General features: G+C 67.4%; 30 protein-coding genes and 1 tRNA gene. 18 read left to right on the top strand and 13 right to left on the bottom strand.

Going from position 1 to position 25833, the window contains the following annotated elements; genetic code table 11:
- The first annotated feature begins 132 nt into the window (after window positions 1-132).
- Window positions 133-2247, top strand: coding sequence for a sodium-translocating pyrophosphatase (locus KF889_25910; GenBank protein MBX3502895.1), 2115 nt, complete (start codon window positions 133-135; stop codon window positions 2245-2247).
- Between the two features lie 396 nt (window positions 2248-2643).
- Here the strand turns inward: KF889_25910 and KF889_25905 are convergent, their stop codons facing one another.
- Both KF889_25905 and KF889_25900 read right to left on the bottom strand, forming a co-directional pair.
- The gene (locus KF889_25905; GenBank protein MBX3502894.1) at window positions 2644-3750 is read right to left on the bottom strand and encodes a class II histone deacetylase; all 1107 of its coding nucleotides are present in this window, start codon (window positions 3748-3750) and stop codon (window positions 2644-2646) included.
- 6 nt (window positions 3751-3756) lie between these two features.
- A complete protein-coding gene (locus KF889_25900) occupies window positions 3757-4230 on the bottom strand; it encodes an outer membrane protein assembly factor BamE (GenBank protein ID MBX3502893.1) in 474 nt (157 codons plus the stop codon).
- A gap of 143 nt (window positions 4231-4373) precedes the next feature.
- Here KF889_25900 and KF889_25895 point away from each other — a divergent pair, with 143 nt between their 5' ends.
- The 8 genes from KF889_25895 (at window position 4374) to KF889_25860 (ending at window position 9107) form a co-directional block, all read left to right on the top strand.
- Complete coding sequence (locus tag KF889_25895) at window positions 4374-4913, top strand: ubiquinol-cytochrome C chaperone family protein (protein MBX3502892.1); 540 nt, start codon at window positions 4374-4376, stop codon at window positions 4911-4913.
- A complete protein-coding gene (locus KF889_25890; protein MBX3502891.1) occupies window positions 4910-5422 on the top strand; it encodes a DUF177 domain-containing protein in 513 nt (170 codons plus the stop codon). The genes KF889_25895 and KF889_25890 overlap by 4 nt, the downstream gene beginning before the upstream one ends.
- 124 nt (window positions 5423-5546) lie before the next feature.
- Window positions 5547-5732, top strand: a complete 186-nt coding sequence (rpmF, locus tag KF889_25885; protein MBX3502890.1) for a 50S ribosomal protein L32 — start codon at window positions 5547-5549, stop codon at window positions 5730-5732.
- Between the two features lie 22 nt (window positions 5733-5754).
- Window positions 5755-6831 (top strand): phosphate acyltransferase PlsX, encoded by a 1077-nt coding sequence (gene plsX / locus KF889_25880; protein ID MBX3502889.1) that lies wholly within the window; start codon window positions 5755-5757, stop codon window positions 6829-6831.
- Window positions 6828-7799 (top strand): ketoacyl-ACP synthase III, encoded by a 972-nt coding sequence (locus tag KF889_25875; protein MBX3502888.1) that lies wholly within the window; start codon window positions 6828-6830, stop codon window positions 7797-7799. The genes plsX and KF889_25875 overlap by 4 nt, the downstream gene beginning before the upstream one ends.
- Window positions 7800-8086: 287 nt before the next feature.
- The gene (locus tag KF889_25870; GenBank protein MBX3502887.1) at window positions 8087-8410 is read left to right on the top strand and encodes an integration host factor subunit alpha; all 324 of its coding nucleotides are present in this window, start codon (window positions 8087-8089) and stop codon (window positions 8408-8410) included.
- A gap of 23 nt (window positions 8411-8433) precedes the next feature.
- On the top strand, window positions 8434-8910 hold the full coding sequence (locus KF889_25865; GenBank protein ID MBX3502886.1) for a MerR family transcriptional regulator: 477 nt from the start codon (window positions 8434-8436) through the stop codon (window positions 8908-8910).
- A gap of 120 nt (window positions 8911-9030) precedes the next feature.
- Window positions 9031-9107: transfer RNA gene (locus tag KF889_25860), tRNA-Pro, on the top strand.
- A gap of 17 nt (window positions 9108-9124) precedes the next feature.
- On the opposite strand, the gene KF889_25855 is transcribed toward KF889_25860, so the two are convergent.
- Window positions 9125-9352 (bottom strand): hypothetical protein, encoded by a 228-nt coding sequence (locus KF889_25855; protein ID MBX3502885.1) that lies wholly within the window; start codon window positions 9350-9352, stop codon window positions 9125-9127.
- A 200-nt stretch (window positions 9353-9552) separates the two neighbouring features.
- Here KF889_25855 and KF889_25850 point away from each other — a divergent pair, with 200 nt between their 5' ends.
- Both KF889_25850 and KF889_25845 read left to right on the top strand, forming a co-directional pair.
- A complete protein-coding gene (locus tag KF889_25850) occupies window positions 9553-9885 on the top strand; it encodes a divalent-cation tolerance protein CutA (protein MBX3502884.1) in 333 nt (110 codons plus the stop codon).
- 95 nt (window positions 9886-9980) lie between these two features.
- Window positions 9981-11264, top strand: coding sequence for an MFS transporter (locus KF889_25845; GenBank protein MBX3502883.1), 1284 nt, complete (start codon window positions 9981-9983; stop codon window positions 11262-11264).
- Window positions 11265-11267: 3 nt separating this feature from the next.
- On the opposite strand, the gene KF889_25840 is transcribed toward KF889_25845, so the two are convergent.
- From KF889_25840 to KF889_25830, 3 genes are all read right to left on the bottom strand, one after another.
- The gene (locus KF889_25840) at window positions 11268-11864 is read right to left on the bottom strand and encodes a glutathione S-transferase family protein (GenBank protein MBX3502882.1); all 597 of its coding nucleotides are present in this window, start codon (window positions 11862-11864) and stop codon (window positions 11268-11270) included.
- A gap of 43 nt (window positions 11865-11907) precedes the next feature.
- Entirely contained in the window at window positions 11908-12360 is a 453-nt protein-coding gene (locus tag KF889_25835) for a VOC family protein (GenBank protein ID MBX3502881.1), read from the bottom strand.
- 77 nt (window positions 12361-12437) lie between these two features.
- The gene (locus tag KF889_25830) at window positions 12438-13751 is read right to left on the bottom strand and encodes an O-acetylhomoserine aminocarboxypropyltransferase (GenBank protein ID MBX3502880.1); all 1314 of its coding nucleotides are present in this window, start codon (window positions 13749-13751) and stop codon (window positions 12438-12440) included.
- 143 nt (window positions 13752-13894) lie between these two features.
- On the opposite strand from KF889_25830, the gene KF889_25825 reads away from it, so the two are divergent.
- The 4 genes from KF889_25825 to KF889_25810 all read left to right on the top strand — a co-directional run bounded on the left by KF889_25825 (window position 13895) and on the right by KF889_25810 (window position 18114).
- Complete coding sequence (locus KF889_25825; protein ID MBX3502879.1) at window positions 13895-15118, top strand: aminotransferase class V-fold PLP-dependent enzyme; 1224 nt, start codon at window positions 13895-13897, stop codon at window positions 15116-15118.
- Between the two features lie 184 nt (window positions 15119-15302).
- On the top strand, window positions 15303-16079 hold the full coding sequence (locus KF889_25820) for a class II aldolase/adducin family protein (protein ID MBX3502878.1): 777 nt from the start codon (window positions 15303-15305) through the stop codon (window positions 16077-16079).
- Between the two features lie 113 nt (window positions 16080-16192).
- Entirely contained in the window at window positions 16193-17413 is a 1221-nt protein-coding gene (locus KF889_25815; GenBank protein ID MBX3502877.1) for an MFS transporter, read from the top strand.
- A 74-nt stretch (window positions 17414-17487) separates the two neighbouring features.
- A complete protein-coding gene (locus tag KF889_25810; protein MBX3502876.1) occupies window positions 17488-18114 on the top strand; it encodes a LysE family translocator in 627 nt (208 codons plus the stop codon).
- 3 nt (window positions 18115-18117) lie between these two features.
- Here the strand turns inward: KF889_25810 and KF889_25805 are convergent, their stop codons facing one another.
- From KF889_25805 to KF889_25795, 3 genes are all read right to left on the bottom strand, one after another.
- Window positions 18118-18879: a class II aldolase/adducin family protein gene (locus tag KF889_25805; GenBank protein ID MBX3502875.1), complete on the bottom strand. Its 762-nt coding sequence runs from the start codon at window positions 18877-18879 to the stop codon at window positions 18118-18120.
- Window positions 18880-18943: 64 nt separating this feature from the next.
- Window positions 18944-19951: an LLM class flavin-dependent oxidoreductase gene (locus tag KF889_25800; GenBank protein ID MBX3502874.1), complete on the bottom strand. Its 1008-nt coding sequence runs from the start codon at window positions 19949-19951 to the stop codon at window positions 18944-18946.
- Between the two features lie 41 nt (window positions 19952-19992).
- Window positions 19993-20478, bottom strand: coding sequence for a CoA-binding protein (locus KF889_25795; GenBank protein MBX3502873.1), 486 nt, complete (start codon window positions 20476-20478; stop codon window positions 19993-19995).
- Between the two features lie 93 nt (window positions 20479-20571).
- Here KF889_25795 and KF889_25790 point away from each other — a divergent pair, with 93 nt between their 5' ends.
- The 3 genes from KF889_25790 to KF889_25780 are packed head-to-tail and all read left to right on the top strand — an operon-like array spanning window position 20572 to window position 22886.
- On the top strand, window positions 20572-21771 hold the full coding sequence (locus KF889_25790) for an NADH:flavin oxidoreductase/NADH oxidase (GenBank protein ID MBX3502872.1): 1200 nt from the start codon (window positions 20572-20574) through the stop codon (window positions 21769-21771).
- A gap of 15 nt (window positions 21772-21786) precedes the next feature.
- Complete coding sequence (locus KF889_25785; protein MBX3502871.1) at window positions 21787-22461, top strand: hypothetical protein; 675 nt, start codon at window positions 21787-21789, stop codon at window positions 22459-22461.
- A 2-nt stretch (window positions 22462-22463) separates the two neighbouring features.
- Entirely contained in the window at window positions 22464-22886 is a 423-nt protein-coding gene (locus tag KF889_25780) for a hypothetical protein (protein ID MBX3502870.1), read from the top strand.
- A 1-nt stretch (window position 22887) separates the two neighbouring features.
- On the opposite strand, the gene KF889_25775 is transcribed toward KF889_25780, so the two are convergent.
- From KF889_25775 to KF889_25760, 4 genes are all read right to left on the bottom strand, one after another.
- Window positions 22888-23331 (bottom strand): SRPBCC family protein, encoded by a 444-nt coding sequence (locus KF889_25775; GenBank protein ID MBX3502869.1) that lies wholly within the window; start codon window positions 23329-23331, stop codon window positions 22888-22890.
- 12 nt (window positions 23332-23343) lie between these two features.
- A complete protein-coding gene (locus tag KF889_25770; protein MBX3502868.1) occupies window positions 23344-23964 on the bottom strand; it encodes a TetR/AcrR family transcriptional regulator in 621 nt (206 codons plus the stop codon).
- Window positions 23965-24081: 117 nt separating this feature from the next.
- Window positions 24082-24825 (bottom strand): 2,4-dihydroxyhept-2-ene-1,7-dioic acid aldolase, encoded by a 744-nt coding sequence (locus KF889_25765; protein ID MBX3502867.1) that lies wholly within the window; start codon window positions 24823-24825, stop codon window positions 24082-24084.
- 99 nt (window positions 24826-24924) lie between these two features.
- Window positions 24925-25725 (bottom strand): enoyl-CoA hydratase, encoded by an 801-nt coding sequence (locus KF889_25760; protein MBX3502866.1) that lies wholly within the window; start codon window positions 25723-25725, stop codon window positions 24925-24927.
- Window positions 25726-25833 lie beyond the last annotated feature (108 nt).

Below are 25833 nucleotides of genomic sequence, written 5' to 3'. Positions count from 1 at the left end.
CATGTATCGCCCGCCTTCGATCCGGGGGGACAGCGGCGGTCACAGAGCGGCTGCGGCTCCAGTGCGGTCCTCGTCGGCGCGTGATCGTTCAACGGGCGCCGTCCTGAGCGCCTCGAAACTACGGGAAAGACCATGTCGAACATCCTCTGGGCCGTGATCGGCTGCGGCGTGCTGGCCGTGCTGTACGGCCTCGTCACCGGGCGCGGGGTGATGGCCGCCGATGCCGGCACCAAGCGCATGCAGGAGATCTCGCTGGCGGTCCAGGAGGGTGCCAGCGCCTATCTGCGGCGCCAGTACACGACCATCGCCATCGTCGGTGTGGTCGTGCTGGTCGTGCTCGGCATCGCGCTCGGCGTCTGGCCGGCGATCGGCTTCCTGATCGGCGCCGTGCTGTCGGGCGCGGCGGGCTTCATCGGCATGAACGTCTCGGTACGCGCCAACGTGCGCACGGCGGTCGCCGCGCAGAAGAGCCTGGCGGCGGGCCTCGATCTGTCGTTCAAGGCGGGCGCTGTCACCGGCATGCTGGTGGCCGGCCTCGCGCTCCTGGGCGTCGCCGTCTACTACTACGTGCTGCTGGCCGCCAAGGTCGACCATCGCATCCTGATCGACTCGCTGGTGGCGCTGGGCTTCGGCGCCTCGCTGATCTCGATCTTCGCCCGTCTGGGCGGCGGCATCTTCACCAAGGGCGCCGACGTCGGCGCCGATCTCGTGGGCAAGGTCGAGGAGGATTTCCCGGAGGACGATCCGCGCAACCCCGCGACGATCGCCGACAACGTCGGCGACAATGTCGGCGACTGCGCCGGCATGGCCGCCGACCTGTTCGAGACCTACGCCGTGACCACGGTCGCGACCATGGTTCTGGCGTCGATCTTCTTCAAGGAAGCCACCGCGGCGATGATGCTCTATCCGCTGGCGCTCTGCGGCGCCTGCATCATCACCTCGATCATCGGCACCTACGCCGTGAAGCTGGGCTCCGACAACCGCATCATGTGGGCGTTGTACAAGGGCCTGATCGCCACCGGCATCCTGTCGGCGATCGCGTTCTACCCGGTCACGGCCTACATCGTCGGCATGGGCACCCAGCTCACCGTCGGCACTTCGACCTTCACCGGCATGAGCCTGTTCTGGTGCTCCCTGGTCGGTCTCGTCGTCACCGGCCTGATCGTCTGGGTCACCGAGTACTACACCGGCACCGACTACAAGCCGGTGAAGTCCGTCGCCCAGGCCTCGGTCAGCGGCCACGGCACCAACGTGATCCAGGGCCTCGCGGTGTCGATGGAAGCGACGGCGCTGCCCGCCCTGATCATCTGCGCCGGCATCATCATCTGCTACCTGCTGGCCGGCCTGTTCGGCATCGCCATCGCGACCACGGCGATGCTGTCGCTCGCCGGCATGATCGTGGCGCTGGACGCCTACGGTCCGGTCACCGACAACGCCGGCGGCATCGCCGAGATGTCGGGCCTGCCCAAGGAGGTGCGCAAGAACACCGACGCGCTCGACGCCGTGGGCAACACCACCAAGGCGGTCACCAAGGGCTACGCGATCGGCTCGGCCGGCCTTGGCGCGCTGGTGCTGTTCGGCGCCTACACCGCCGATCTCGAGTACTTCATCGCCCAGGGCAAGCTGGGCGTGCAGGCGGTGACCTTCTCGCTGACCAGCCCGTACGTCGTGGTCGGCCTGCTGCTGGGCGGCCTGCTGCCGTACCTGTTCGGCGCCATGGGCATGACAGCGGTCGGCAAGGCCGCGGGCTCGGTGGTCGAGGAGGTGCGCCGGCAGCTGAAGTCGATTCCCGGCCTGCGCGAGGGCAAGGAGGGCGTGAAGCCCGAGTACGGCCGCCTCGTCGACATGCTCACCAAGGCGGCGATCAAGGAGATGATCATCCCGTCGCTGCTGCCGCTGCTGTCGCCGATCGTGCTGTTCGTCGTCGTGCGCTGGATCGCCGGCCCCGCGGACGCCTTCGCGGCGGTCGGCGCGATGCTGCTGGGCGTGATCGTCACCGGCCTGTTCGTGGCGATCTCGATGACCGCCGGCGGCGGTGCCTGGGACAACGCCAAGAAGTCGTTCGAGGACGGCTTCGTCGACAAGGACGGCGTCAAGCACATGAAGGGCTCGGACGCGCACAAGGCGGCCGTGACCGGCGACACCGTCGGCGACCCCTACAAGGACACGGCGGGCCCCGCCGTGAACCCGATGATCAAGATCACCAATATCGTGGCGCTCCTGCTGCTCGCCGCGCTGGCGCACTGATCGCGCGCAGCACCTGAAAGCGACAAGCCCCGGCGGAGCGATCCGCCGGGGCTTTTGCTTTGACGACCAGCCGAAGGGGTGAAGGATGGTGAACCTTTATCGGCTAATCGACGTAACGCGCGCGGACGGTCGATATGGGAAAATCCTTCACCATCCTTCACCCCTCCCAAGGTAAGGCCGGGTGTGAGGGATTGTGAGGCTTGGTCGGGTTAACGCCGTCGCGCGCGCGGACGGTCCATATGCAGGTTCCCCTCACAATCCCTCACAGCGCCTAAAGCATTGAGCGGTCAATCAGACCCACCTGTCATCCCGAGCGCAGCGAGGGATCCAGGGAACCTGCCTGGATCCCTCGCTGCGCTCGGGATGACAGGTGCGGTTGACTTATCGCTCGTCGCTCTACAGTCGACCCAGCGCCGCGAACTTGTCGACCACCGCCTGCACGGCGCTCTCCTGGTGCGCGTGCAGGGCTTGGCCGGGGACCTTCGACCAGGCGGGCTCGAAGGGATCGGCGACGCCGGCATTGGCGCCGCTCATGCGCTCGATGGTGGCCAGCGCCAGGTAGGGCACCGAGGCCGGCGCGTAGCCGCCTTCGTGCGTCATCACCAGCCGGCCGCCGCAGCACTCGTCGGCGATCGCCATCAGGCGCGCGGTCATCTCGCGGTAGCTGCCGGGATGCAGCATCATGCGGCCCAGCGGATCGTGGTTGCCGGCGTCGAAGCCGCTGGAGACGAACAGCAGCTCGGGCTGGAAGCGGCGCAGGGCCGGCAGCACGACGCGATCGAAGGCGTGCAGGTAGGCGCCGTGGCCCGAGCCGGCGGGCAGGGGAATGTTGATGTTGAAGCCCGCGCCGTCGCCTTCGCCGACATCGTCGACATAGCCGGAGTCGACGGGAAAGAGCTGCTCCTGGTGCAGCGAGATGGTGAGCGCGCGCGGATCGCGCCAGAACGCCTGCTGCGTGCCGTTGCCGTGATGGACGTCCCAGTCGACATAGGCGATGCGCTTGAGGCCATGCGCTTCCATGGCATGCCTGCCGGCGATGGCGCCATTGCACAGGTAGCAGAAGCCCATGCCGACATCGCGCTCGGCATGGTGGCCGGGCGGGCGGATCAGGGCGTAGACGTTGCGCACCCTGCCGGAAAGCACCGCGTCGACCGCCTCGATGGCGCCGCCGGCGGCGAGCCTGGCGATCTGGTAGGTGCCGGGACCGACGCGGGTGCGCGGGCCGACCTCGCCGTAGACCTGCAGTTCGGCGGCCTTCAGCCGCTCGACATAGGCGGCGTCGTGCACGCGCAGGATCTCGGCCTCGGTGGCCGGACGCGCGGCGATCGGGGTGAGCCGGGCCAGCAGGCCGCTGACCTCGAGCAGGTTCCTGATGCGCCGCTTGGTCTCCGGCGACTCGAAGCTGGGAAAGGGCTCGAACAGCGCCTCGGGGGGATAGGTCGCGGCGATATTGACGCTGTCGTGCCAGACGAAGCGCTCGTCCCAGACGAAACCGGTGACCATCGGAGGCTAGTAGTCGCTGCCCGGGCCGCCCGCGCCGGGCACCTGCTTCTTCGGCGCGCTGAACTTGCCGACGTTGCCGAGGATCTGCTCGACGATCGTGAGCTCCTTGCCCGAGGTCGGTGTCTTGCGCGCCACCATCTCGACCTGGCGGCCGTCCTTGAGATCGTATTGCTTGATCTCGCGCACGCGGCCGTCGCCGCCGAAGCTGATGGCGACCACGCGCTGCTCGATCACGCGCTGCGGCAGGAAGGCCGTGCTCTCGTTCCTGGTCGAGATGTAGTACCAGACCTCGTCGCCGAAGGTGGCGATGGTCGAGGGGCTGCCCATCAGGCGCAGCACGTCGTCGCGGCCCTGGGCGCCGACCTCGAGCTTCTCGATCGTGCCCGGCACCGGCTGGTGGCCGCGCTGGTCGACGATCTGGCCGCAGGCCGCGGTCAGCAACGCCACGGTGAGAGTCGCGGCGATCTGTCGAATCTTCATCGGCTTGAACCCCTTGACGGGCTGTCCTAAACGACCGGAGGCGAGGGGCCGGTACGGCGTCAAATTGCCGACGGAGCGCCGGCCTGTCAATTCCGCCAGGTTCAGATCCGCCGGTTCATTTCCGCCACTGGGAGCGAAGGGCGATGTTCGGTGTTTTCCGCCGCCGGGCGAAGGAACGGCAGAGCCTTGCCGGGCTCTATGCCGCCCTCGCCACCCAGGCGCGTGCGCCGGCCTTCTACGCCGAGCTCGGCGTGCCCGACACGGTCGACGGCCGCTTCGACCTGCTGGTGCTGCACGCCTGGATGGTCATGCACCGCCTCGACGCCGAGCCCGGAAGCGGTCCGCTCAAGCAGGCGCTGTTCGACACCATGTTCGGCCATCTCGATCTAACGGTACGGGAGATGGGCGCGCAGGATCTCGGCGTCGGCCGGCGGATCAAGCGCATGGCCGAAGGCTTTCAGGGCCGGGCCGGGGCATTCCGGGAGGCCTGGCTGGCCGGCGACGACAGCCGGTTGGGCGAGGCCCTGCAGCGCAACGTCTTCGGCAAGACCCCGGCGAACGGCGACGCCCTGGCATCGCTGACGCGTTACGTCGCCGATACGCTGGGCAGCCTGGAAAAGATCGACGGCGCGGCGCTGCTGGCCGGCAATATCGACTGGCCGATGCCCGGGAGACACGCATGACCGCCCCGCCCGAGGAGCTGAGCCGCCTCGTCCGGCTCGAGAGAGTGCCGGCGCGCGGCATGGACATCGACGTGCAGGCCAACGACGCAGAGCGCGCCGCTCTGGCCAGGCGCTTCGAGCTGCTGGACCTGCCGGCGCTGCAGGCCCAGGTGAGTGTCCGGCCGGGGGTGGGGGGCGTCTGGACGGTGTCTGGCCGGCTGCGCGCCGAGGTGGTGCAGGCCTGTGTCGTCACCCTTGAGCCGGTGCCCCAGGCGATCGACGAGACGTTCGATCTGCGCTTCGCCGCCGGGGCGGGGGGTGGCGTCGACGATCCCGACGCCCCGGAGCCGCTGGAGGGCGACACGATCGACGTCGGCGCCATCGTCGCCGACCACCTGTCGCTGGCGCTCGACCCCTTTCCCCGGGCGCCCGGGGCGACCTATGAACCTGCCCCGGAACCGGGCGATGCCAGGCCCAACCCCTTCGCTGCCCTGGAGGGGCTCAAGAGCCGCCTGAAGGGGCGGGAATGAGGGGAGGGCCGGGCGGCAAAGCGCTTGCCGCACTGTCGCATTTTGGCTAGGAAAGCGCCCTCGCGACCTGCCCCCGGATTGTCGAGGCCGGCGTTGACGCCCTGGCCCGCCACGGAGATTCAGAATGGCTGTTCCCAAAAAGAAGGTGAGCCCGTCTCGCCGCAACATGCGCCGGTCGCATCACGCCCTCGAAGGCCAGGCGTTCGTGGAGTGCGCCAATTGCGGCGAGCTGATGCGGCCGCACCACGTCTGCGAGGCCTGCGGCTACTACCGCAAGCGCGAGGTGGTCGCCAAGGCGGCCAACGGCTGATTTCCGTCCGGCGACGGCCGACGTGACGCGAAAGATCGTCATCGCGCTCGACGGCATGGGCGGCGACCTGGCGCCGGACATGGTCGTCCGCGGCGCCGGCATCGCCCGCGAACGCCATCCCGACATCGCGTTCCGACTGTTCGGCCCGGCCACGAGGCTGGCCGACCTGGTCAAGCGCGTGCGCTGGCTCAAGGATTGCTGCGAGATCGTGCCGGCCGAGGACGTCGTCACCAACGACGACACGCCCCGGCAGGCGCTGCGCAAGCGCGCCACCTCGAGCATGGGCATGGCGCTGGACGCCGTCGCCGACGGCAAGGCCGACTGCATCGTTTCGGCGGGCAATACCGGCGCGCTGCTGGCCTCGACCAGCGTCATGCTGCGCACCCTGCCGGGCGTGCGCCGGCCGGCCATGGCCTCGCTGCTGCCGACGGTGCGCGGCGAGACGGTGATGCTGGACCTCGGCGCCAACATGCAGTGCGACGCCAACAACCTCGCCGAATTCGCCGTGATGGGCTCGGTCTTCGCCCGCACCGTGCTGGGCCTGGATGAGCCGCGCGTTGGCCTGCTGAATGTCGGCTCGGAGGAGGGCAAGGGCAACGAGACCCTGCGCGACGCCGCCGCCATGCTCAAGGCCGAGGGCTCGCCGGTGCGCTTCCACGGCTTCATCGAAGGCAACGACATCGGCGCCGGTGCCGTCGACGTGGTGGTCACGGATGGCTTCACCGGCAATGTGGCGCTCAAGGCCATGGAGGGCACAGCCAAGCTCTATACCGGCTTCGTGCGCGACGCCTTCAAGACCTCGACGCTGGCCAAATTGGGCTATGTGCTGGCCTCGGGCGCCTGGACCAAGCTGCGCAAGCGGGTCGATCCGCGGCGTTACAATGGCGCCGTGTTCCTGGGCGTCAACGGCGTGTGCGTGAAGAGCCACGGCGGCACCGACGCGCTGGGCTTCGCCTATGCCATCAGCGTGGCCGTTGATCTTGTGAAATACAATTTGAACGACAAGGTCGTAGGCGATCTGAAGAAGCTGCGCGAGATTGTGGACGCCGAAATGGCCGAGCCTGTGGTGGCGGTGGCCGGAGGAACGGGCACGCCATGATCCGGTCGATCGTCGAGAGTTGCGGGGCGTATCTGCCCGAGCGCGTCATGACCAATGACGAGCTGGCGCGCAAGGTCGACACCTCCGACGAGTGGATCGTCCAGCGCACCGGCATCCGCTCGCGCCACATCGCCGCCGAGGGCGAGTTCACCTCGCATCTCGCCATCAAGGCGGCCGACCAGGCGCTCAGCCGCGCCAGCATGAAGGCGGCCGACCTCGACCTCATCGTGCTGGCCACGGCGACGCCCGACCAGACCTTTCCGGCCACGGCCACCAAGGTGCAGTCGACCCTGGGCATGCATCGCGGCGCCGCCTTCGACGTGCAGGCGGTGTGCTCGGGCTTCATCTACGCGCTGTCGGTCGCCGACAACATGATCAAGGGCGGCATGGCCGGCTCCGCCCTGGTGATCGGCGCCGAGACCTTCTCGCGCATCCTCGACTGGAACGATCGCGCCACCTGCGTGCTGTTCGGCGATGGCGCCGGTGCCGTGGTGCTGAAGGCGGGCGAGGGCACGGGCACGGCCGCGGATCGCGGCGTCCTGTGGAGCACGGTGCACTCCGACGGCCGCTACCACGACCTGCTCTATGTCGATGGCGGTCCCTCGACCACGGGCACCGCCGGCTTCGTGCGCATGCAGGGCCGCGAGGTCTTCAAGCACGCCGTGACCAACCTGGCGGCGGTGGTCGGCGAGACCATGGGCAAGGTCGGGCTTCAGGCCTCGGACATCGACTGGCTGGTGCCGCACCAGGCCAACAAGCGCATCATCGACGGGACCGGCAAGAAGCTCGGCCTGGCGGCCGACAAGGTCGTGGTCACCGTCGACCACCACGCCAATACCTCGGCGGCGTCGATCCCGCTGGCGCTGGAGGCCGCGGTCTCGGACGGCCGGATCAAGCGCGACGACCTGCTGCTGCTGGAGGCCATGGGCGGCGGCCTGACCTGGGGCGCCAGCCTGGTTCGCTGGTAGGCTTAGCCGCCGCGCCGAAGTCGGCCGCCGGTGTGGAGAAGACAATTTATCCTCCGCATGAACTTCAGCATGCCGACCTGCGCCCACGCATAATGTTTCAGGTTAATGGCAATTTCTAAATGCCCGATTCGACTGCATTTAATGTCACGTCGATTGCAGGTTTCCGCTTTCATTTCGGCTGAAACAGCCCCCTAATCCCGCCGTAATTTCAATGCTTAAGCTCGTGTTGTGATGTTGACCGCGAGCTCTTCTTACACTATGGTTTAAGAGGGGAAGGGGAAGGCTGAATGGATCAACGGACGATCACCCGCGCTGATCTCAGCGAGTCGGTGTTCCAGGAAGTGGGTCTGTCCCGTAACGAGTCGGCGGATCTTGTCGAGGTGATCCTCGGTGAGATTGCCGACGCGCTCGCCCGCGGCGAGACGGTGAAGATTTCATCCTTCGGGAGCTTTTCGGTTCGCGACAAGGGTCAGCGGGTCGGCCGTAATCCAAAAACCGGACAGGAAGTTCCAATCCTGCCGCGGCGTGTCCTCGTCTTCCGCGCGTCTAACGTGCTCAAAGCACGCATCAATAATGTACCGATAAGCAATGATGATGTGGAAGGTGAATAATGGTCATTGTCAGCGCTCAGGGGATGGAGCGCCGCGTCGAGAAGTCGGCGCTCGCGTTCCGAACGATTAGCGAAGTCGCTACAGAACTCGACGTGCCGCAGCACGTCCTGCGTTTCTGGGAGAGCAAGTTCAGCCAGGTCCGCCCGCTCAAGCGCGGTGGGGGCCGGCGGTACTATCGCCCGGAGGACGTCGATCTGCTGCGTCGCATCCGCTCGCTGCTCTACGACGACGGCTACACCATCAAGGGCGTGCAGCGCCTCTTGAAGGAGGGCCGTGGCCGCCTGGCGGCGCGCGAGGAGGGCGAGACCGGCCGTCTCATGCCGGTCGACGCGGACGTGCGCTCGATGCCGCGCACCGGCCCGCAGCCGGCGACCAACGTTGCCCTGCCGCGTCCCACCGCCAAGCTCGACGGCGGCAAGCGCCGCGAGATCGAGAATGTGCTCGACGATCTGCAGAACGCGCTCGAGCTGCTGCGCCGCACGCTGCACGGCCAGCACTGATCAGCTCGCCTGTATCCTGAAATCGGACGCCGCCGGAAGTCTCCCCGGCGGCGTCTGTCATTTTGGGGTTTCAGCAGCGTTGAAAAGCGGGGGCGGGAAGCGCTAAGTACCGCCCACGGTCGGGGCGTAGCGCAGCCCGGTAGCGCATCAGTCTGGGGGACTGGGGGTCGTGGGTTCGAATCCCGCCGCCCCGACCAACTTCGCCGAAGCGGCGTCAGCCCTTCTCGGCGATCAGCCGGCCTTCCGAGGTCAGCTTGCACACCAGCCAGTCCGGCTTCGTGGGGTTGCGGAACCACGGTTCGGCCCAGCCCAGCGCGATGCAGCGACGGATCATGTCAGGCTCGAAGGCCTGGCCGTCGAGATCGAACAGCGGCAGCTTGCCGCCGGCCTGGTTGAGCCCGCGCCGGAGAAACGTGATGTCACGTTCTGTCGGAATATCAATATCTTGAGGACTTTTTCTATCCTCAAATCTCAGAACTTGAGCGGCGCTTGCCATGATAGTCTAGAACCCCCGCGTCCGGCCCTGGAGCCAGCCACCCCATCTGTAAGAATAATCCACAACTATCTGAAAAGGAACGGAAATATAACTTGACCTCATCCCGTTTCCGGATTCGCTGCATGTGGTAGGTCCAAGAGCGCGCCATGTCCCAAGTCTTGTCCGTCTACATGACCGCCGGCGATGTCGCCGAGGCCGAGAGGATCGCCCAGGCCCTGGTCGACGAACGCTTGGCGGCCTGCGTCAACATCTTCGACGGCGTGCGCTCGGTGTTCCGCTGGCAGGGCAGCGTGCAGAGCGGCCGCGAGGTGGTACTGATCGCCAAGACGGTCGAGGAGCGCTTCGACGACCTGCGGGAGCGCGTGATCGAGCTGCACTCCTACGAGCTGCCGTGCATCGTGGCGCGGCCAGTCAGCGACGGCCATCCCGGCTTCCTGGAATGGATCGAGTCCGAGACCGACCCGTCCTCGGCGATCTGAGAAGGGCCGGAATGCACGTGCACCGGTTGCGGTTGCACGGTTTTGGGCAGATGGTGCGGCCCCCTACGCGTAGTTGCCGCCCCCCGAGTCCGCCCATGTCGATCGCCGCGCCATTGCCGAGCCTTGCCATGCCGGGCGAGCGGCTGACGTTGCTCTATTCCTCGCTCAGCCACGCGCTGATGCACCTGATGACCGCGTTCTACTCGGTGATCGTGGTGTCGCTGGCGCTGAGCTGGAACATCGCCGACCACCAGCTGCTTGAGCTCTACGCGCCGGCCGCCATCCTGCTCGGCGTCGGCGCGCTGCCGGCGGGCTGGCTGAGCGACCGCTGGAGCGCGCCGGGCATGATCGTGGTCATGCTAGTGGGGCTAGGCCTGAGCTCGATCGCCTGCGGCCTCGTGCCGACCGGCGACACGCTGATGCTCGGCATCGCGCTGGGCGGCATCGGCCTGTTCGGTTCGATCTATCACTCGGTCGGCATTGCCTGGGTGATCCGCACCGCCTCGCGCCAGGGCCACGCCATGGGCGTCAACGGCCTGTTCGGCAGCGCCGGCCTGGCGCTCTACGGCGTCTTCCCCGCGGTGCTGATCAGCCTGCATTCGTGGCGCGCCGCCTTCATCGTGCCCGGCCTGGTCTGCCTCGGGCTGGCGACGGCGCTCTGGTACCATTGGCGCGCGGGTGCCGTCGGCGACCGGCCGATGCCGCCTATGCCCGGCGTGCAGGCCGGCCGCAGCGCATTCTGGCGCGTCTTCATCATCCTCTCGGTCACCATGTTCGTCGGCGGCGTGCAGTGGCAGGCCATGCTCTATGGCGCCGGCCTGCTGTTCTCCGGCCGCCTGACGGGCGAGATCGACGCCATCCGCGGCTTCTTCATGAGTTTCGGCGTCGAAACCCAGATCGTGCTCTGGGTCGGCTTGGCCATGTCGATGATCTACGTGCTGTCGGGCATCGCCCAGTACGTCATGGGCCAGCGCGTGCTCGACCGCTATCCGCTGAAGGCGATCTACGTCATCGCCACCAGTCTCGCGGCTTTCGCCATGCTGATGGTGGCGGAGGGCGGCGGCCTGATCGTGCTGTCGGGCGCGGTGATCGCCGCCATCCTGAGCTCGGCCACCGGCCCGGTCGAGAATCTGATGATCGCGCGCTACACGCCCAGCCGATTCCACGGCCTGGGCTTCGGCGCGAAGTTCATCGTCGCCTTCGGCGCCGGCCCGCTGGCGATCTGGCTGATCGCGCGGGTCAAGGAGCGCACCGGCGACCTCGATTGGCTGTTCCTCGGCCTCGCCGTCGCCGCCGTCGCCATGGGCCTGGTGTCGCTGCTGCTGCCCGGCGGCGAGCGCAGGCGCGAGCCGGCTGCGGTGGCACAGCCGGCCGAGTAGGCCCTATTTCCCGCGGAATGCCGGGCGCGACAGGCAGCGGTCGAGCCAGTTGGCGACGTCGCCGTGGCCCGTCATGTCGAGCTTCACCAGCTTGGCCCAGCCCATGACGGAGGCGAGGTTGAGGTCGGCGATGGTGAAGGTGTCGCCCAGCAGGTACTGCTTGCCCTTCAGCGTATCGCCGAGAACGGCCAGCGGCTTCTGCAGCGCCGCCTTGGCGTCCTCCACGGCCTTGGGGTTCTTCTTGTCGGGCGGCGTCATGAAGGCGTCGACGACGATCGTCAGCAGATGGCGCTCGATCTCGGTCATGCCCCAGAAGGACCATTGGTAGGCGAGACCCTCACCCTCGACCGACGAGGGCCACAGCGCGCCGCCGTACTTCTTCGCCAGATAGAGGTTGATCGCCATCGACTCGAACAGCACGAGATCGCCGTCGATCATCGCCGGCATCTTGCCGTTGGGGTTGACCTTGAGGAACTCGGGATCCTTGACCGACTTCATGTCGAGCACGATGTGTTCGTGCTCGACGCCGCATTCGCGTGCGCACCACAGCGCCCGGGCGGCGCGCGACTGCGGCGAGCCGTAGATCTTCACCTTGGTCATCGTCTCTCCCTTCCGAACCGTCCTTCGAGCCCGGCGCGGAACCTCAGTCCGGCGTCATGCCCTTCTCCTTGAGCTCGTTGATCGCGTTCTCGTTCTTCGACAGATGCGCCAGTCCCATGCCGCGCAGCACGTTCGCCGCCTTGGTGAACTGGATGTTGTCGTAGCCGATGATCTCGATCCGGTTGCCCCAGGGATCGAGAAAATCGAGGAAGGGACCCGGCAGCGGGCTGATGCCGGCATCGGCCAGTGCCTTACGGACCGCGTCCTTGTCGTCGACGACCAGGCCAAAGTGACGGCCGTCGTCGGGCGCCTGCCTGCGGCCCTTCTGCAGCGCAAGGAACTGGTCACCAAGATCGATGAAGGCCGAGGTAGCGTCCTTGCCGCGAAGCTTGAACTCGAACAGACGCCCGTAGAAGGCCAGCGCCTCCTCGATGTCGCCGACTTCGAGCGCGACATGATTGAAGCCGACGGCGCGCGCCTTTCGTGCTGCGGACATGGTGCCCTCCCTGGAGATGTCATTCCGAGCGCAGCGAGGAATCTATGGATGTCTCGCTGCGCTCGACATGACAGAAATCATTCGGCGGCCCTGGCCGCTTGCTGGTTGGTCTGGCGCAAGGCCTGCTCGAGATCGGCGATGATGTCCTCGACGCTCTCGATGCCGATCGATAGGCGCACGACGTCGGGGCCGGCGCCGGCGGCGATGCGCTGCTCATTGGTGAGCTGGCGATGCGTCGTCGAGGCGGGATGGATCACCAGGCTCTTGGCGTCGCCGATATTGGCGAGGTGCGAGAAGAGCTCCAGCGAGTCGACCAGCTTCAGGCCGGCGTCGTAACCGCCCTTGAGGCCGAACGTGAAGATGGAGCCGGCGCCGCGGGGCAGGTACTTCTTCGCCAGCCTGTTGTATTTGTTCGACGGCAGGCCGGCGTAGTTCACCCACGCCACGGCGGGATGCTTCTCGAGATACTCCGCGACCTTCTGCGCGTTGGCGCAGTGCCGCTCCATGCGCAGGCCCAGGGTCTCGACGCCCAGCATGGTGACCCAGGCGTTGAACGGCGACTGCGACGGACCGAGGTCGCGCAGGCCCACGGCGTGCCCGTGGAAGGTGTAGGCCATGTCGCCGAAGGTCTCGTAGAAGTTCAGGCCGTGATAGGCGGGCTCTGGACCGGCGAGACTGGGGAACTTGCCGCCGCGCGACCAGTCGAACTTGCCGGAATCGACGATCGCCCCGCCCATCGACGTGCCCGTGCCGCACAGGAACTTGGTGGTCGAGTGCACGATCAAGGTCGCGCCGTACTCGATCGGCCGGCACAGGTAGGGCGTCGCCAGCGTGTTGTCGACCAGCAGCGGCACGCCGGCCTCTTCGGCGATGCGGGCGATCGCCTCGATGTCGCAGACCACGCCGCCGGGATTGGCCAGGCTCTCGATGAACAGCACCTTGGTCTTCGGCGTGATGGCCCTGCGGAAGTTCTCGGGATCATCCGGGTCGACGAACACCGCCTTCCAGCCGAACTTGGGATAGGTGTTCTTCATCTGCTGCACCGAGCCGCCGTAGAGCTTGGTGCTCGCCACCACCTCATCGCCCGGCGCCATCAGCGGGAACAGCGCCAGCACCTGCGCCGCGTGACCCGAGGCGCAGACGATGCCGCCGCGGCCGCCCTCGAGCGCCGCCAGCCGGGCCTCCAGCGCCGCCGTCGTCGGGTTGGTCAGGCGCGAATAGATGAAGCCCACGGTCTGCAGGTTGAACAGGGCCGCGGCGTGGTCGGCGTCCTCGAAGACATAGGCGGTCGTCTGGTGGATCGGCAGGGCGCGCGAACCGGTGCTGGGATCAGGGGCGGCGCCGGCGTGGATCGCCAGGGTTTCGAACCCGGGTTTGCGCTGCTCGCTCATCGTGGCCTCCGGAACGCGGATGCCGATCGTCACAATCAAAATGTGTCGATTGGCTGATGTGCGATCCTGCCTTGGTGACAGGGCGGGCGCAACGCGCCTAAATTCGCGCCGTCTTGTAAGGAAAAGTCGCAGGAGCCCAAGTCGTGAACGCCAAGCCCCGGGGCCGTCAGTTCTTCCAGAATCCCGGACCGACCAACATTCCCGATCGCATCCTGCGCGCGATGGACCGCGCCACGCTCGATTTCCTGAGCGAGGAATTCATGGCGATCCACCGCTTCTGCCACGCCGGCGTCAAGCGCGTGCTGAAGACGCAGCAGCACCTGTTCATGTACGCCTCCAGCGGCCACGGCGCCTGGGAGGCCTCGCTGGTCAATCTGTTCCAGCCCGGCGACACGGTGCTGATGCTCGAGTCAGGCTACTTCTCCGAGAGTTGGGAGCAGATGGCGACGAATCTCGGCCTGAAGATCGAGCGCGTCGCCGCCGATTGGCGCATGGGCGTGCGCGTCGCCGACGTCGCGCGTCGTCTCGAGGCCGACAAGGCGCACCAGATCAAGGCGGTGCTCACGGTGCACAACGAGACCGCTACCGGGCTCGCCACGCCGATCGCCGAGATCCGCCGCGCCATCGACGATACCAGGCATCCGGCGCTGCTGCTGGTCGACACCATCTCGTCGCTGGGCTGCTACGACTTCAGGATGGATGCCTGGGGCGTCGATGTCTGCGTCGGCGGCAGCCAGAAGGGCCTGATGCTGCCCACCGGCATGTCGTTCACCGGCGTCAGCCAGAAGGCCTTCGATATGTCGAAGAAGCCTGGCCTGCCGCGCCACTATTGGAACTGGGAGATGATGACCCGGCGCGAGCCGCAGAGCTTCGTCGGCACGACGCCGGTGCATCTCTTCTTCGCGCTCGAGGAGTCGATCAGGATGATCGAGGAGGAGGGGCTCGACGCGATCTTCGCGCGCCACCGCCGGCTGGCCGACGCCACGCGCGCCGCCGTCGTGCATTGGGGCGGCGCCTCGATGGATGGCGCGACCTGCGGCGCCAAGGGCATCGGCGGCAAGGTCAAGGCGCTGGAGCTGTTCTGCGCCGATCCCTCGCGGCTTTCCGACTCGGTGACCGCCGTGATCATTCCCGACGGTCACGACGCCAACGCCATGCGCAATGTCGCGCTCAACCGCTACAACCTGTCGCTCGGCGGCGGGCTCGGGCCGCTGATGGGCCGCGTCTTCCGCATCGGCCACATGGGCGATCTCAACGAGCCGATGCTGCTGGGCTCGCTGGCCACGGTCGAGCTGGCCTTCAAGACCGCGGGCATCCCGTACCGCGAAGGCGGAGTCGACGCGGCGATCAAGTCGCTGGCGGCGTGAAGCCCCGATGAATTGATCTGTCGTCCCGAGCGCAGCGAGGGATCCAGGGGAGCTGCCTGGATCCCTCGCTGCGCTCGCGATGACATGAGATCCCGACCTTGCTGATCCGGATTTCCTCGGCCGGGCATCCCTATCTCCCGTTCATGAGCGGTGTATAGTGCCGCACCCGCCCGGGAGGAAAAGCATGTCCGTGACCGTCCTGAAGAACGCCAAGACCGTCCGCGAGCAGGTCAGCGCCGAGGAATGGCAGAAGCGCGTCGATCTCGCCGCCTGCTACCGCCTGGTGCACCTCTATGGCATGGACGAGATGATCGCCAACCACATCTCGACCCAGGTGCCGGGTGAGCCCGGCACGTTCCTGCTCAATCCCTATGGCTACCTCTACGACCAGATGCACGCCTCGTGCTTCGTCAAGGTCGACTACGAGGGCAACACGCTGTTCGACCCCACGGGCCTGGGCGCCAACCGCGCCGGCTTCGTGATCCATAGCGCGATCCACAAGGCGCGCCACGACGTCGACTGCGTGATCCACACCCATACGCTGGCCGGCATGGCGGTCTCGGCGATGAAGCAGGGCCTGATGCCCCTGGCGCAGACGGCGATGCGCTTCATCGACATCGGCTACCACGACTACGAGGGCCCGGCGATCCGCATGGACGAGCAGGAGCGCCTGGTGAAGAACCTCGGCGATCGCGAGGTGATGATCCTCAAGAACCACGGCCTGCTCGCCGTCGCGCCGTCGATCCCCGAGGCCTTCAACAACATCTGGCGCCTCGAGCGCGCCTGCCAGCTGCAGGTGATGGCGCTGTCGTGCAACACCGAGCTCAGCCTGCCGCCGCGCGAGACCGTGGAGGCGTCGAACCACCTGTTCAAGCCCGGCGTGCGCCGTCGTCTCGGCCAGCTCGAATGGCCGGCCCTGATCCGCAAGCTCGACAGCATCGATCCGTCGTACCGCGATTAGTCGCATCGTCGTCCTGAGCGCAGCGAAGGACCCTGCGGTGATGCGAGCAAGCACGATGGATCGACCTGGCCGCGATACTGCCAGGTCCTTCGCTGCGCTCAGGACGGCGTGAAATGAGCGATATGACCGCCAGGCAGGAGCGTGCCGTCCCGCACGCCGCGGCGATCTATCTGGCTGTCGTCCAGTTCTTCTTCGCCATCGGCTGGACGGTCTACGTGATCTTCCTGCCCAGCCTGCTGGAGCAGTCGGGGCTCTCCAGAGGCCTGTTCATCTGGATCCTGGCGGCCGATCAGATCGCCTTCATGCTGTCGGATCTCGTCATTGGCGTCTGGATCGATCGGGCGCGTGCCGCGCTGCGGCGGCTGGGGCCGATGATCGTGGCGCTGACCGCGATCTCGTGCCTGGCGTTCCTGCTCCTGCCGCAGGCCGTGCGGCTCGACAAGGACGTGGCGAAGGTCGCGCTGATCGCCTTGCTGCTGGTATGGACGCTGACGTCCTCGGCGCTGCGCGTGCCGCCGCTGGTGATCCTCGGCAACTACACCGCCAAGCCGCGCCTGCCGCTGGTGCTGGCGCTGAACCTCAGCGGGCTGGCGCTGGCCGGGGCGATCTCGCCCTATCTCGGCGTGACCCTGCGCGAGATGGATCCGCGCCTGCCTTTCGCGTTCTCCAGCATCGTGCTGCTGGCCACCACCTTCGGCATCATCTGGGTCGAGCGGGCCCTGGCGCGGGCGCCCGACGCACCGGCCGCCGACGAGCCGAAGGCGCCAGTGTACGGCTCGCCGGCCGCGATGCTGTTCTTCATCGCCATGGCAATCGCCGCGCTCGGCTTCCAGCTGCACTTCTTCGTCAACTCCGCGCCGGGCTACCTGCGCTTCGCCAAGCCCGGCGACCTCGACATGCTGATGCCGGTGTTCTGGATCGGCTTCAACCTCGCGATGTTCCCGGCCGCCGCCTTCGCCAAACGTCACGGCGCGCTCCAGGTGATGGCGCTGGCGGCGATGTGCGGCGTAGTCGGCATCGTCGGCAGCGTCCTGGCGACGAGCCTCCCGATGCTGATCGCCGCGCAGTTCATCGCAGGATGCGCCTGGGGCGCGGTGTTCGTATCGGCCTTCGCCGCCGCCGCATCGCTGGGTGCGCCCGGCCGCGTCGGCATCGCCATGGCGATCCTCTGGGCCGTGCTGGCGCTGGCCACCCTTGGGCGCTTCGTCGTCATCGGTGGCGGCCTGGCGCGCGTGCCTGAACTGGCGCCGGTCTTCACCTGGGGGCCGGCCGCGGCCTGGCTGCTCGGCGGCCTGGCACTGGCGCAGGCCGCGCGCGTGCTGCGCGGGCGATAGGGTATCGGGACAATTTCGCCGCCTGCACAATCCTCCGACGTGCGAGGCTGGCGTCTCATCGTACGGGTGCGCACATGCTCGACTTCGCCAGCTGGCTGTTGTTCCTCGGCGCGGCGCTGGTGATCGCGCTGTCGCCGGGGCCGGGGATATTCTACGTCGCCGCGCGATCGCTCGCCGGCGGACGAGGCGAGGGGCTGGCATCCGTTCTCGGCACCAGCATCGGCGGTCTGGTGCACGTCCTGGGCGGTGCGGTAGGTGTGTCGGCGCTGATCATGGCCAGCGCCGAAGCGTTCACCGCCCTCAAGCTTGCCGGCGCCGCCTATCTTGTCTGGCTGGGCATCCGCACCATCCGCGAAGCCGGCGCGCCGCTGCCGATCGACGTGGAGACGACCGGCGCGCGTCGCGCGTTGCGCGACGGAATCATCGTCGAGGCGTTCAACCCCAAGACTGCGGCGTTCTTCCTGGCTTTCATTCCGCAGTTCATCGATCCGGCGGGGATCGTGTCGCTGCAGTTCGTGGTGCTCGGATCGATCCCGGTGCTGCTGAACTCGGCCGTCGACGTCGTCGTGGTGCTGATGGCGTCGCGGGCGCGCGCCACGCTTGGGCGCCGGGCCTCGATCGTCCGCCGCCTGCGCCAGGGTTCCGGTGCGGTGATCTGCGGCCTGGGCGCGATGCTCGCCCTGGCACGCCGGCCGGCCTGAGGGCTATTGACGCCAGTCGGTGCCCTTGCCTTCGATCTGGCGCAGCGCCGCCTTCCAGTAGGTCAGGCCCCAGTCGGGATGGGCGCGCATCTGTTTCGCGCGTTCGCCGTACTGGCGGATCACGTCGGGGTCGATCGGCGTCGGCTCCTCGTCGAGGCCGCGGGCGATGACCTCGACCTCGCAGGCGCGCTCCAGCATGTACATGCGGCGCAGCGCGCCGGGTATGGTGGCGCCAACCGTCAGCAGGCCGTGATTGCGCAGCACGACCGAATTGCCGTGCTGGCAGGTGACGCCCAGCGCCTCGCATTCCTCGACCGAGGTCGGCATGCCGTACTCGTGGTAGACCAGCTCGTCGTAGACCGCGAGCGTGTCCTGGCTGATCGGCCTCAGGCCCTGCTTCAGCACCGACACGCCGGTGCCGGCGCGGGTATGGGTGTGCATGACGCAGTTGGCGTCGGGCCGCGCCTTGTAGACGCCGCTATGGATGGTGAAGCCGGCAGCGTTGAAACGGCCGTCCTTGGCGTAGACGTTGCCGTCGATATCCATCTTCACCAGGCTCGACGCGGTGATCTCGTGGAACAGCTCACCGTAATTGTTGATCAGGAAGCATTTCGGCTCGCCCGGGATGCGCACCGTCATGTGCGTGTCGATCGTGTCGGTCCAGTTGTACATGTCGCTGATGCGATAGAGTGCGGCGAGATCGCAGCGCGCCTGCCATTCGGCATCGCTCATGTCGGCGCGGCTCTGCTGGATGACCGTGTCCATCGAACGCTCCCTGGGATTCGGCGGGCCCATTGTCGACCGATCCCGTGCAATTCGCGAGCCGCCGTCAGCGCAACGCAGGCATGACCTCGCGCGAGAACAGCTCGACCGAGCGGGATGCCTCTTCGAACGAGAGATCGCCGAAGGCCATGCGGCACAGGCAGTAGTTGATGCCGGCGGTATCGTTGTCGCGGCGCATGCGCTCGCGCACGGTCGCGGCCGAGCCGGCGACGATGTAGCCCTGATCGAGCGCGTCCTCGAACTTCTCGGGGATCAGCTGGCGCGGCAGGCCGACCCCGTGCTTACGCCACAGATGGATCAGCGCGTCATACCACAGCAGGAAGCCGCGCCTTGCGATGGCCTGCGCCTCGCGGTCGCTGTCGCCGACGACGATGTGGCGGCTGATGCCCAGCCGCGGCAGGTCCTTCAGGTCGCGGCCCGCCGCCTGCCACACGGCGCGGTACTTGTCGGTGAAGCCGCGCACCGAGGACGGGCTCATGCCGATCACCGCGTTGACGCCATCCTTCGCCAGCCGTTCGGCGTGGTCGTAGGTATTGGCACCGTACCACAGCGGAGGATGCGGAAGCTGCACCGGCTGCAGCTCCATCGGCACGTCCCTGTAGGTGAAGTACTCGCCATCGTAGCTCAGCGACCGCGTCGTCAAGCCCTTTAGGATCACCGCATAGGCCTCGGCGAAGCGCTGCGGCCCGGTGGCCGGATCGACGCCGTAATAGCCCACTTCGTACGGGCTGATGCCGCGGCCGATGCCCAGCTCAAGGCGACCATTGCTGAGCTGGTCGAGCATGCAGATCTCGTCGATCAGCCGCAGCGGGTGATAGAGGTTCAGCGTGTAGACCAGCGGGCCGAAGCGCAGCGTTTTCGTGCGCTGCGCCACGGCGGCGAGGAAGACGCTGGGCGAGGGCGCCATGCCCAGCGGCGTGGCGTGGTGCTCGGCAACATGATAGGCGCGGAACCCGGCCTTCTCGTAGAGCTCGATCAGCCTCAGCCGACTCTCGAACTGCGCGCCGAGCGAGGCGCCGGCGCGGTCCATGTGATCGAAGACGCCGAACTCCATCGCCGTGTTTCCTCCCCGTGCCTTTGGCGGACGTCCCCGCGCTACAGCTTTCGCTTCTTGCTGCTGATCACGCCCGAAGCGATGCCGTGCCATTCCAGCTTGCCGACCAGGCGGCTGTGCTCGATCTTGGGGCATCGGTTCATCACCACGCGCAGGCCGGCCTCCTCGGCGCGCCTGGCGGCATCGTCGTTGCGGATGGTGAGCTGCATCCACACCACCTTGGCGCCGTGCCTGATGGCGTCGTCGGTGATCGGCCCGGCGGCCTCGCTGTTGCGGAAGATGTCGACCATGTCGACCTTCTCCGGCAGCTCGTCGAGCGAGGCGTAGGTCTTCTGGCCGAGGATCTCCTGTCCCGCCGCGCCGGGATTCACCGGATAGACGCGGTAGCCGCTGTCGAGCAGGTACTTCATGGCGAAGTAGCTCGGCCGGTTCCAGTTGGCCGAGGCACCGACCATGGCGATGCTTTTGACGTCGCGCAGCACCTGGCGCAGGTAGGAATCGGGGTAGTGGTTGTGATCGACCGACATGGCCGGACTATACGATTCCTGTCATTCCGAGCGTAGCGAGGAATCTCGTCGAATCGGGACTCCATCGCCGAGAGATTCCTCGCTACGCTTGGAATGCCAGTGAATTCGGGAGCGAAACGAGTGGCCCAGCCTCTGCTGTTCACGCCGATCCAGTTGCGCGACGTGACGCTCAAGAACCGCGTCGTCGTGGCGCCGATGCACCAGTACGCCGCCAAGGAAGGCTTCGCCACCGACTGGCACCTGATGAACGCCGGCCGCTACGCCGCGGGTGGCGCCGGCCTGGTGATCATGGAATCGACCAAGGTCGAGCGGCGCGGCTGCGGCACGGTGGGCGATCTCGGCCTGTGGGACGACAGGTTCATTCCCGGCGTACGCCGCTGCGTCGAGTTCATTCGTCAGCATGGCGCCGTGCCCGGCATCCAGCTCGGCCATTCCGGCCGCAAAGCCAGGCGCCGGCGGCCATGGGAAGGCGGCGCGCCGCTGCTCGACCCAGGGGCGCCGGAGGTCTTCGACTGGGAGGGATGGGAGCTGGTGTCGTCGAGCGCCGAGGCGTCGCCGGCGACAGATCCGGTGCCACGCGCGCTGTCGCGCGAGGAGATCCCGGAGGTCGTCGAGCGCTGGGGCCAGGCGGCGCGGCGCGCGCACGAGGCGGGCTTCGAGGTGCTCGACGTGCATGGCGCGCACGGCTACCTGATCCACCAGTTCCTCTCGCCGTTCTCCAACAAGCGCAACGACGAGTACGGCGGCTCCGAGCTCAACCGCATGCGCTTCTGCATCGAGGTGATCGAGTCGGTGCGCGCGCATTGGCCGGCGCACAAGCCGCTGTTCCTGCGGCTCTCGGTCGAGGACGATTCGGGCTGGGGGCCGGCGCAGAGCGTGGAACTCGCCAGGATGGTGAAGCCCAAGGGCGTCGACGTGATCGACTGCAGCTCGGGCGGCATGCGCGGCAGCCCGGTGGTCAGTGCCGGCCCGGTGACCTACGGCTACCAGGTGCCCTATGCCGAGACGCTGCGGCGCGACGCCGGCATCATGAGCATGGCGGTCGGCCTGATCGTGCACGCCGACCAGGCCGAGGCGATCCTGCAGGAGGGCAGGGCCGACCTGATCGCGCTGGCGCGCGAGCTGCTCTACAACCCGAACTGGCCGATGGATGCGGCACGCAAGCTGGGCGTCGAGCAGGATTTCGCCAGCGTGCCGCCGGCCCAGGCCTACTGGCTCGCCAAGCGCGCGCAATCGGTGAAGACTGTCATGCCCTCGACCTACGGCACGAGTATGACGGACGCCGCCGACTAGCGAAGGGAGAGCGCCATGATTCCGGGTTGGCCCGCACCATTGCAGCGCCAGTTGCAGGTTCTGGTGACGCAATTCCTTGCCGGCGGCGAGGCGTGGATCGGCATCGCCAGCATCGACAACATCGTCGGCCGCGGCAGCGGGCCCCGCACCATGCGGCTGGGCGGCCGGCTCGAGACGCTGGGCTCGCGCGCGGTGTCGCAGGCCTTCGTCTGGTTCCAGGGCAACGAGCCGGAACTGTGGGTCGATCCGCGCGACAAGAACTATCGCGACCTGTTCGACGAGTTCGCGCGCACCCGCCTGGGCATGGGGGGCCGGCCGACCGGCAGCGACTGGAACGTCGACCACGTCTTTCCCAAGGCCGCCGGCGCGCTCGATGGCCTGAGCCATGTGCGCGCCATGTCGATCGGTGCGCCGGGCAACCAGTCGCTGGGCCGTACGGTCGAGAAGGAGATGAAGCAGCGTGCCGATGACGTCGCCGGCCGCAAGCGCGTGCGCCACGCGACATGGATGACCATCGGCAAGGCCGCGGGCTTCAACGGCTGGGAAAGCCTGCCCGACAGCGATTCGGCCGCCGCCAACCAGCCCGCCGTCCGCGCGCTCTTCACCTATCTGGCGGGCCTGGGAATCACGGCGCCGGCCGGCGCGCTGGAGGAGCGGCTGACGGCGCACACGCTGACGCGGATTCGCTAGCCATGCGTCGCCTGGCACTGATCGCCTGTCTAGCGGCCGCGACCGGCGTGCATGCCGCCGAGCCGTGGCAGCGGGCCTGGACCATCGAGCGCGTGATCTGCCCGACCTGCGATGCCCGCACGCTTGCGGGTATCAACCAGGCGGTCGGCCGGAAGATCACGCTGGCTCCCGGCCGGTTCACCAATCCGCTCTATACGAGCTGCGAGAGCGGCGCCGACTACAGCGACATCCAGCCGAGACCGGCCGAAATCGCCGCCCGCCTGATGCTGCCCGGCGCATTGCCGCCGACGTCGGGCGCGGTCCTCGCCGGTGCGGTGAAGTGCGCGAGGGCGAGCGGACCCGGCAATACGGTGGCGCGCGTCGTGTTCGACGGCGCCACCGGCTACTACCTCTTCGAGGAAGGCGCGATCATCGTCCTGAAGTAGCTCAGCCCGGGATCTCGGGATCGACCAGCGCGGCGAATTGATTGAGCGTGTCCTGCCAGCCGAGATAGCAGGCCTCGGCGGGGATCACGTCGGGCACGCCCTCCTGCACGATGCTCATCTCGGTGCCGCACGACACCTTTGTCAGGTCGATGGTGACGCGGATCTCGCCCGGGAGGTTGGGATCGTCGAACCTGTCGGTGTAGCGCAGGCGCTCGTTGGGCTTGAGCTCGAGGTACTCGCCGCCGAAGGCGTGGCTGCCGCCGCCGCTGAAGTTGGTGAACGACATGCGGAAGGTGCCGCCGACCTTGGCGTCCATGTGGTGGACGGTGCAGGTGAAGCCGTTGGGCGGCAGGAACTTTGCGTTGGCCGCCGGATCGAGCCAGGCGCGATAGACGCGCTCCGGCGGGGCCTTCAGGACGCGATGCAGGCGGATGGTGCTGGGCATGATCGATACTCCTTATCGACGCGGTGAAGGGGAGGCGGGGAAGAGGCTCACGAGGTAGCGCCTGAGGTGGGCGAGGTTCTGGCGCGCCACGTCGGCCTGCTGCTTGGCCTTGGCGAAGATGAACGAGCCCTGCAGCACGGCCTGGATGAAGTAGCCGACGCTTTCGGCGGTCCATTCGGCGTTCGGCGCGTAGAGCTGCCGGGCGGCCTCCGCGTCGCGCGTGATGGCGACGATGTGGCTCGACATCCCGCGATCGCAGGCCTCGCGCACGGCGGGATGGGTGGCGTAGGTCTCCTGCACCAGCGTGCCGAGCAGGCAGGTGAACTCGGGGATCCCGCGATCGAGAATGGAGATGCGCAGGTCGACGTAGCCCAGCAGGCGCTGCAGCGGATCGTCGTGCCGGTGATAATCGGCGGCGGCGAACACCGTCTCGGTCCACTCGTTCCAGTGCGCCACGGCGCCCAGCACCAGCTCTTCCTTGGTCTTGAAATGATGGAAGAAGCTGCCCTTGGTGACGCCGGCCGCGGCGCAGATGTCGTCGACCGTCGTCGCCGTGTAGCCCTTGGCGCGGATCACGGTCGAGCCGGCCTCGAGCAGCCGGGAGCGGGACGAAGAAGCGGTCGCGGTCGTCATCTCGACAGGTCCATACCGTTTGGTACGGATATACATACCAACTAGTCGGTGTGGATGCAAGTGGATTTTCACTGCGTGCGGAACTGTCGAATTTTCAGAGAGTTGGCGTCCGCCGCCTCAGCGCGTCTTGGCCTTGAGCTCGTCGAGTTGCTGGCGTGCGCCGGCGATCATGCACGACAGATCGGACGTCAGCATCACCATGTCGAAGCCGCGCTTCACCGCGCCGGCCGCGAAGGCCGCGCCGGCGCAGTGCATGACGCACTTGATGCCGGCCTTGTGCGCCGCCTCGCGGATCTTGTCGCAGGTGGCGATGTGGAGCGGATCGGGGTTGTCGCCGCGCGGCGGCAGGCCCAGCGCGAACGACAGATCGGCCGGCCCGATATAGACGGCGTCGAGGCCGGGCGTGGCGCAGATCGCGTCGAGGTTGGCGAGGCCCTGCTTGGTCTCGATCATGGCCATGACGACGATCTCGTCGTTGGCCTTGGCGACGTAGTCGTTGCCGCCGTAGTGCACGGCGCGCACGGGTCCGTTCGAGCGCATGCCGACGGGCGGATAGCGGCATGCGGCCACCGCCATCGCGGCTTCCTCGGCGGTGTTAACCAGCGGCACGATGATGCCGTAGGCGCCAAGGTCCAGGGCCTTCATGATGGCCGCCGGCTCGTTCCACGCGACGCGCACGACCGGCACCGTGTCGGTCTGCGAGATCGCCTGCAGCATCGGGCCGACGTCATTCATTTCAGCGGTGCCGTGCTGCAGGTCGACGCACAGCGCGTCGAAGCCCTGGCGCGCCATGACCTCCGCCGTGAACCCGTGGGAGACGGAGAGCCATCCCAGCGTCACGCATTGCCCGTCACGCCACATCTGCTTGATCTTGTTCGATCGCACGGTCGTTTCCCCTAGCGCTGTTCGTCAGGACGAGATTGCGGCGCTGGACCGCGTTTCACAAGGGCGCGCCGCGGGCTACCGTCCAGGCCAGTCGGGCTGGGGCTTCTTCTGCACGAAGGCGTCGATGCCGAGCTTGGCGTCCTCGCGCATCATGCCGCCGGCCATGGCGGCGCTGGCATAGGCGTAGGCCTGCTCCAGCCCCATCGCCATGTGCTTGTGGAACAGCGCCTTGCCCTGCGACAGCACCAGCGGGCTCTTCGAGGCGATGTGCTGCGCCAGCTCGATCGCCGCGCCGTCGAGCTGATCGTCGGGCACGACGCGCGAGAGCAGGCCGTCGCGCAGCGCCGTCTCAGCGCTGACGGGTTCGCCGGTGAACAGCATGTCGAGGGCACGCTTGGCGCCGACATTGCGGCCCAGCGGCACCGAGGGCGTGCCGCAGAACAGGCCGATATGCACGCCCGGCGTCGCGAACTTCGCCTCTGAGGAGGCGATGGCGAGATCGCACTGCGCCACCAGCTGGCAGCCGGCGGCGGTGGCGATGCCGCGCACCTTGGCGATCACCGGCTGCTTCAGCCGCGCGATCTTCAGCATCATGGCGCTGCAGCGGCTCATCAGGTCGTAGTGGAAGGCGTAGTCCTCGCTGGAGCGCACCTCGCGCAGGTCGTGGCCGGCGCAGAAGGCACGGCCATTGGCCTGGATCAGCACGACGCGGATCGTCCCGTCGGCATCGAGCCGGTCGAGCTCCTGGTCGAGCGCGGCGATCAACGCGGATGACAGCGCGTTCATCGCCCTGGGGCGGTTGAGCGTCAGCACGGCGACGCGGCCATGGTCCTCGCGCAGCAGCACGGGTTCGTTGACGGTTGCGGGATCTGACATCGCTGCATCCACTGGTTCCGCGCCGCACGGGGCGCTACGCTGTCGAGTGGATGAGTCTAGACCCGATGGCTGCGCTCGTCATCGGTGGTTCCGGTCGAAGTGGGGTGG

The organism is Alphaproteobacteria bacterium (assembly GCA_019635875.1).
In the GTDB taxonomy this organism is placed as follows: domain Bacteria; phylum Pseudomonadota; class Alphaproteobacteria; order Reyranellales; family Reyranellaceae; genus JAFAZJ01.
This window is presented reverse-complemented; position numbering and strand designations above follow the sequence as displayed.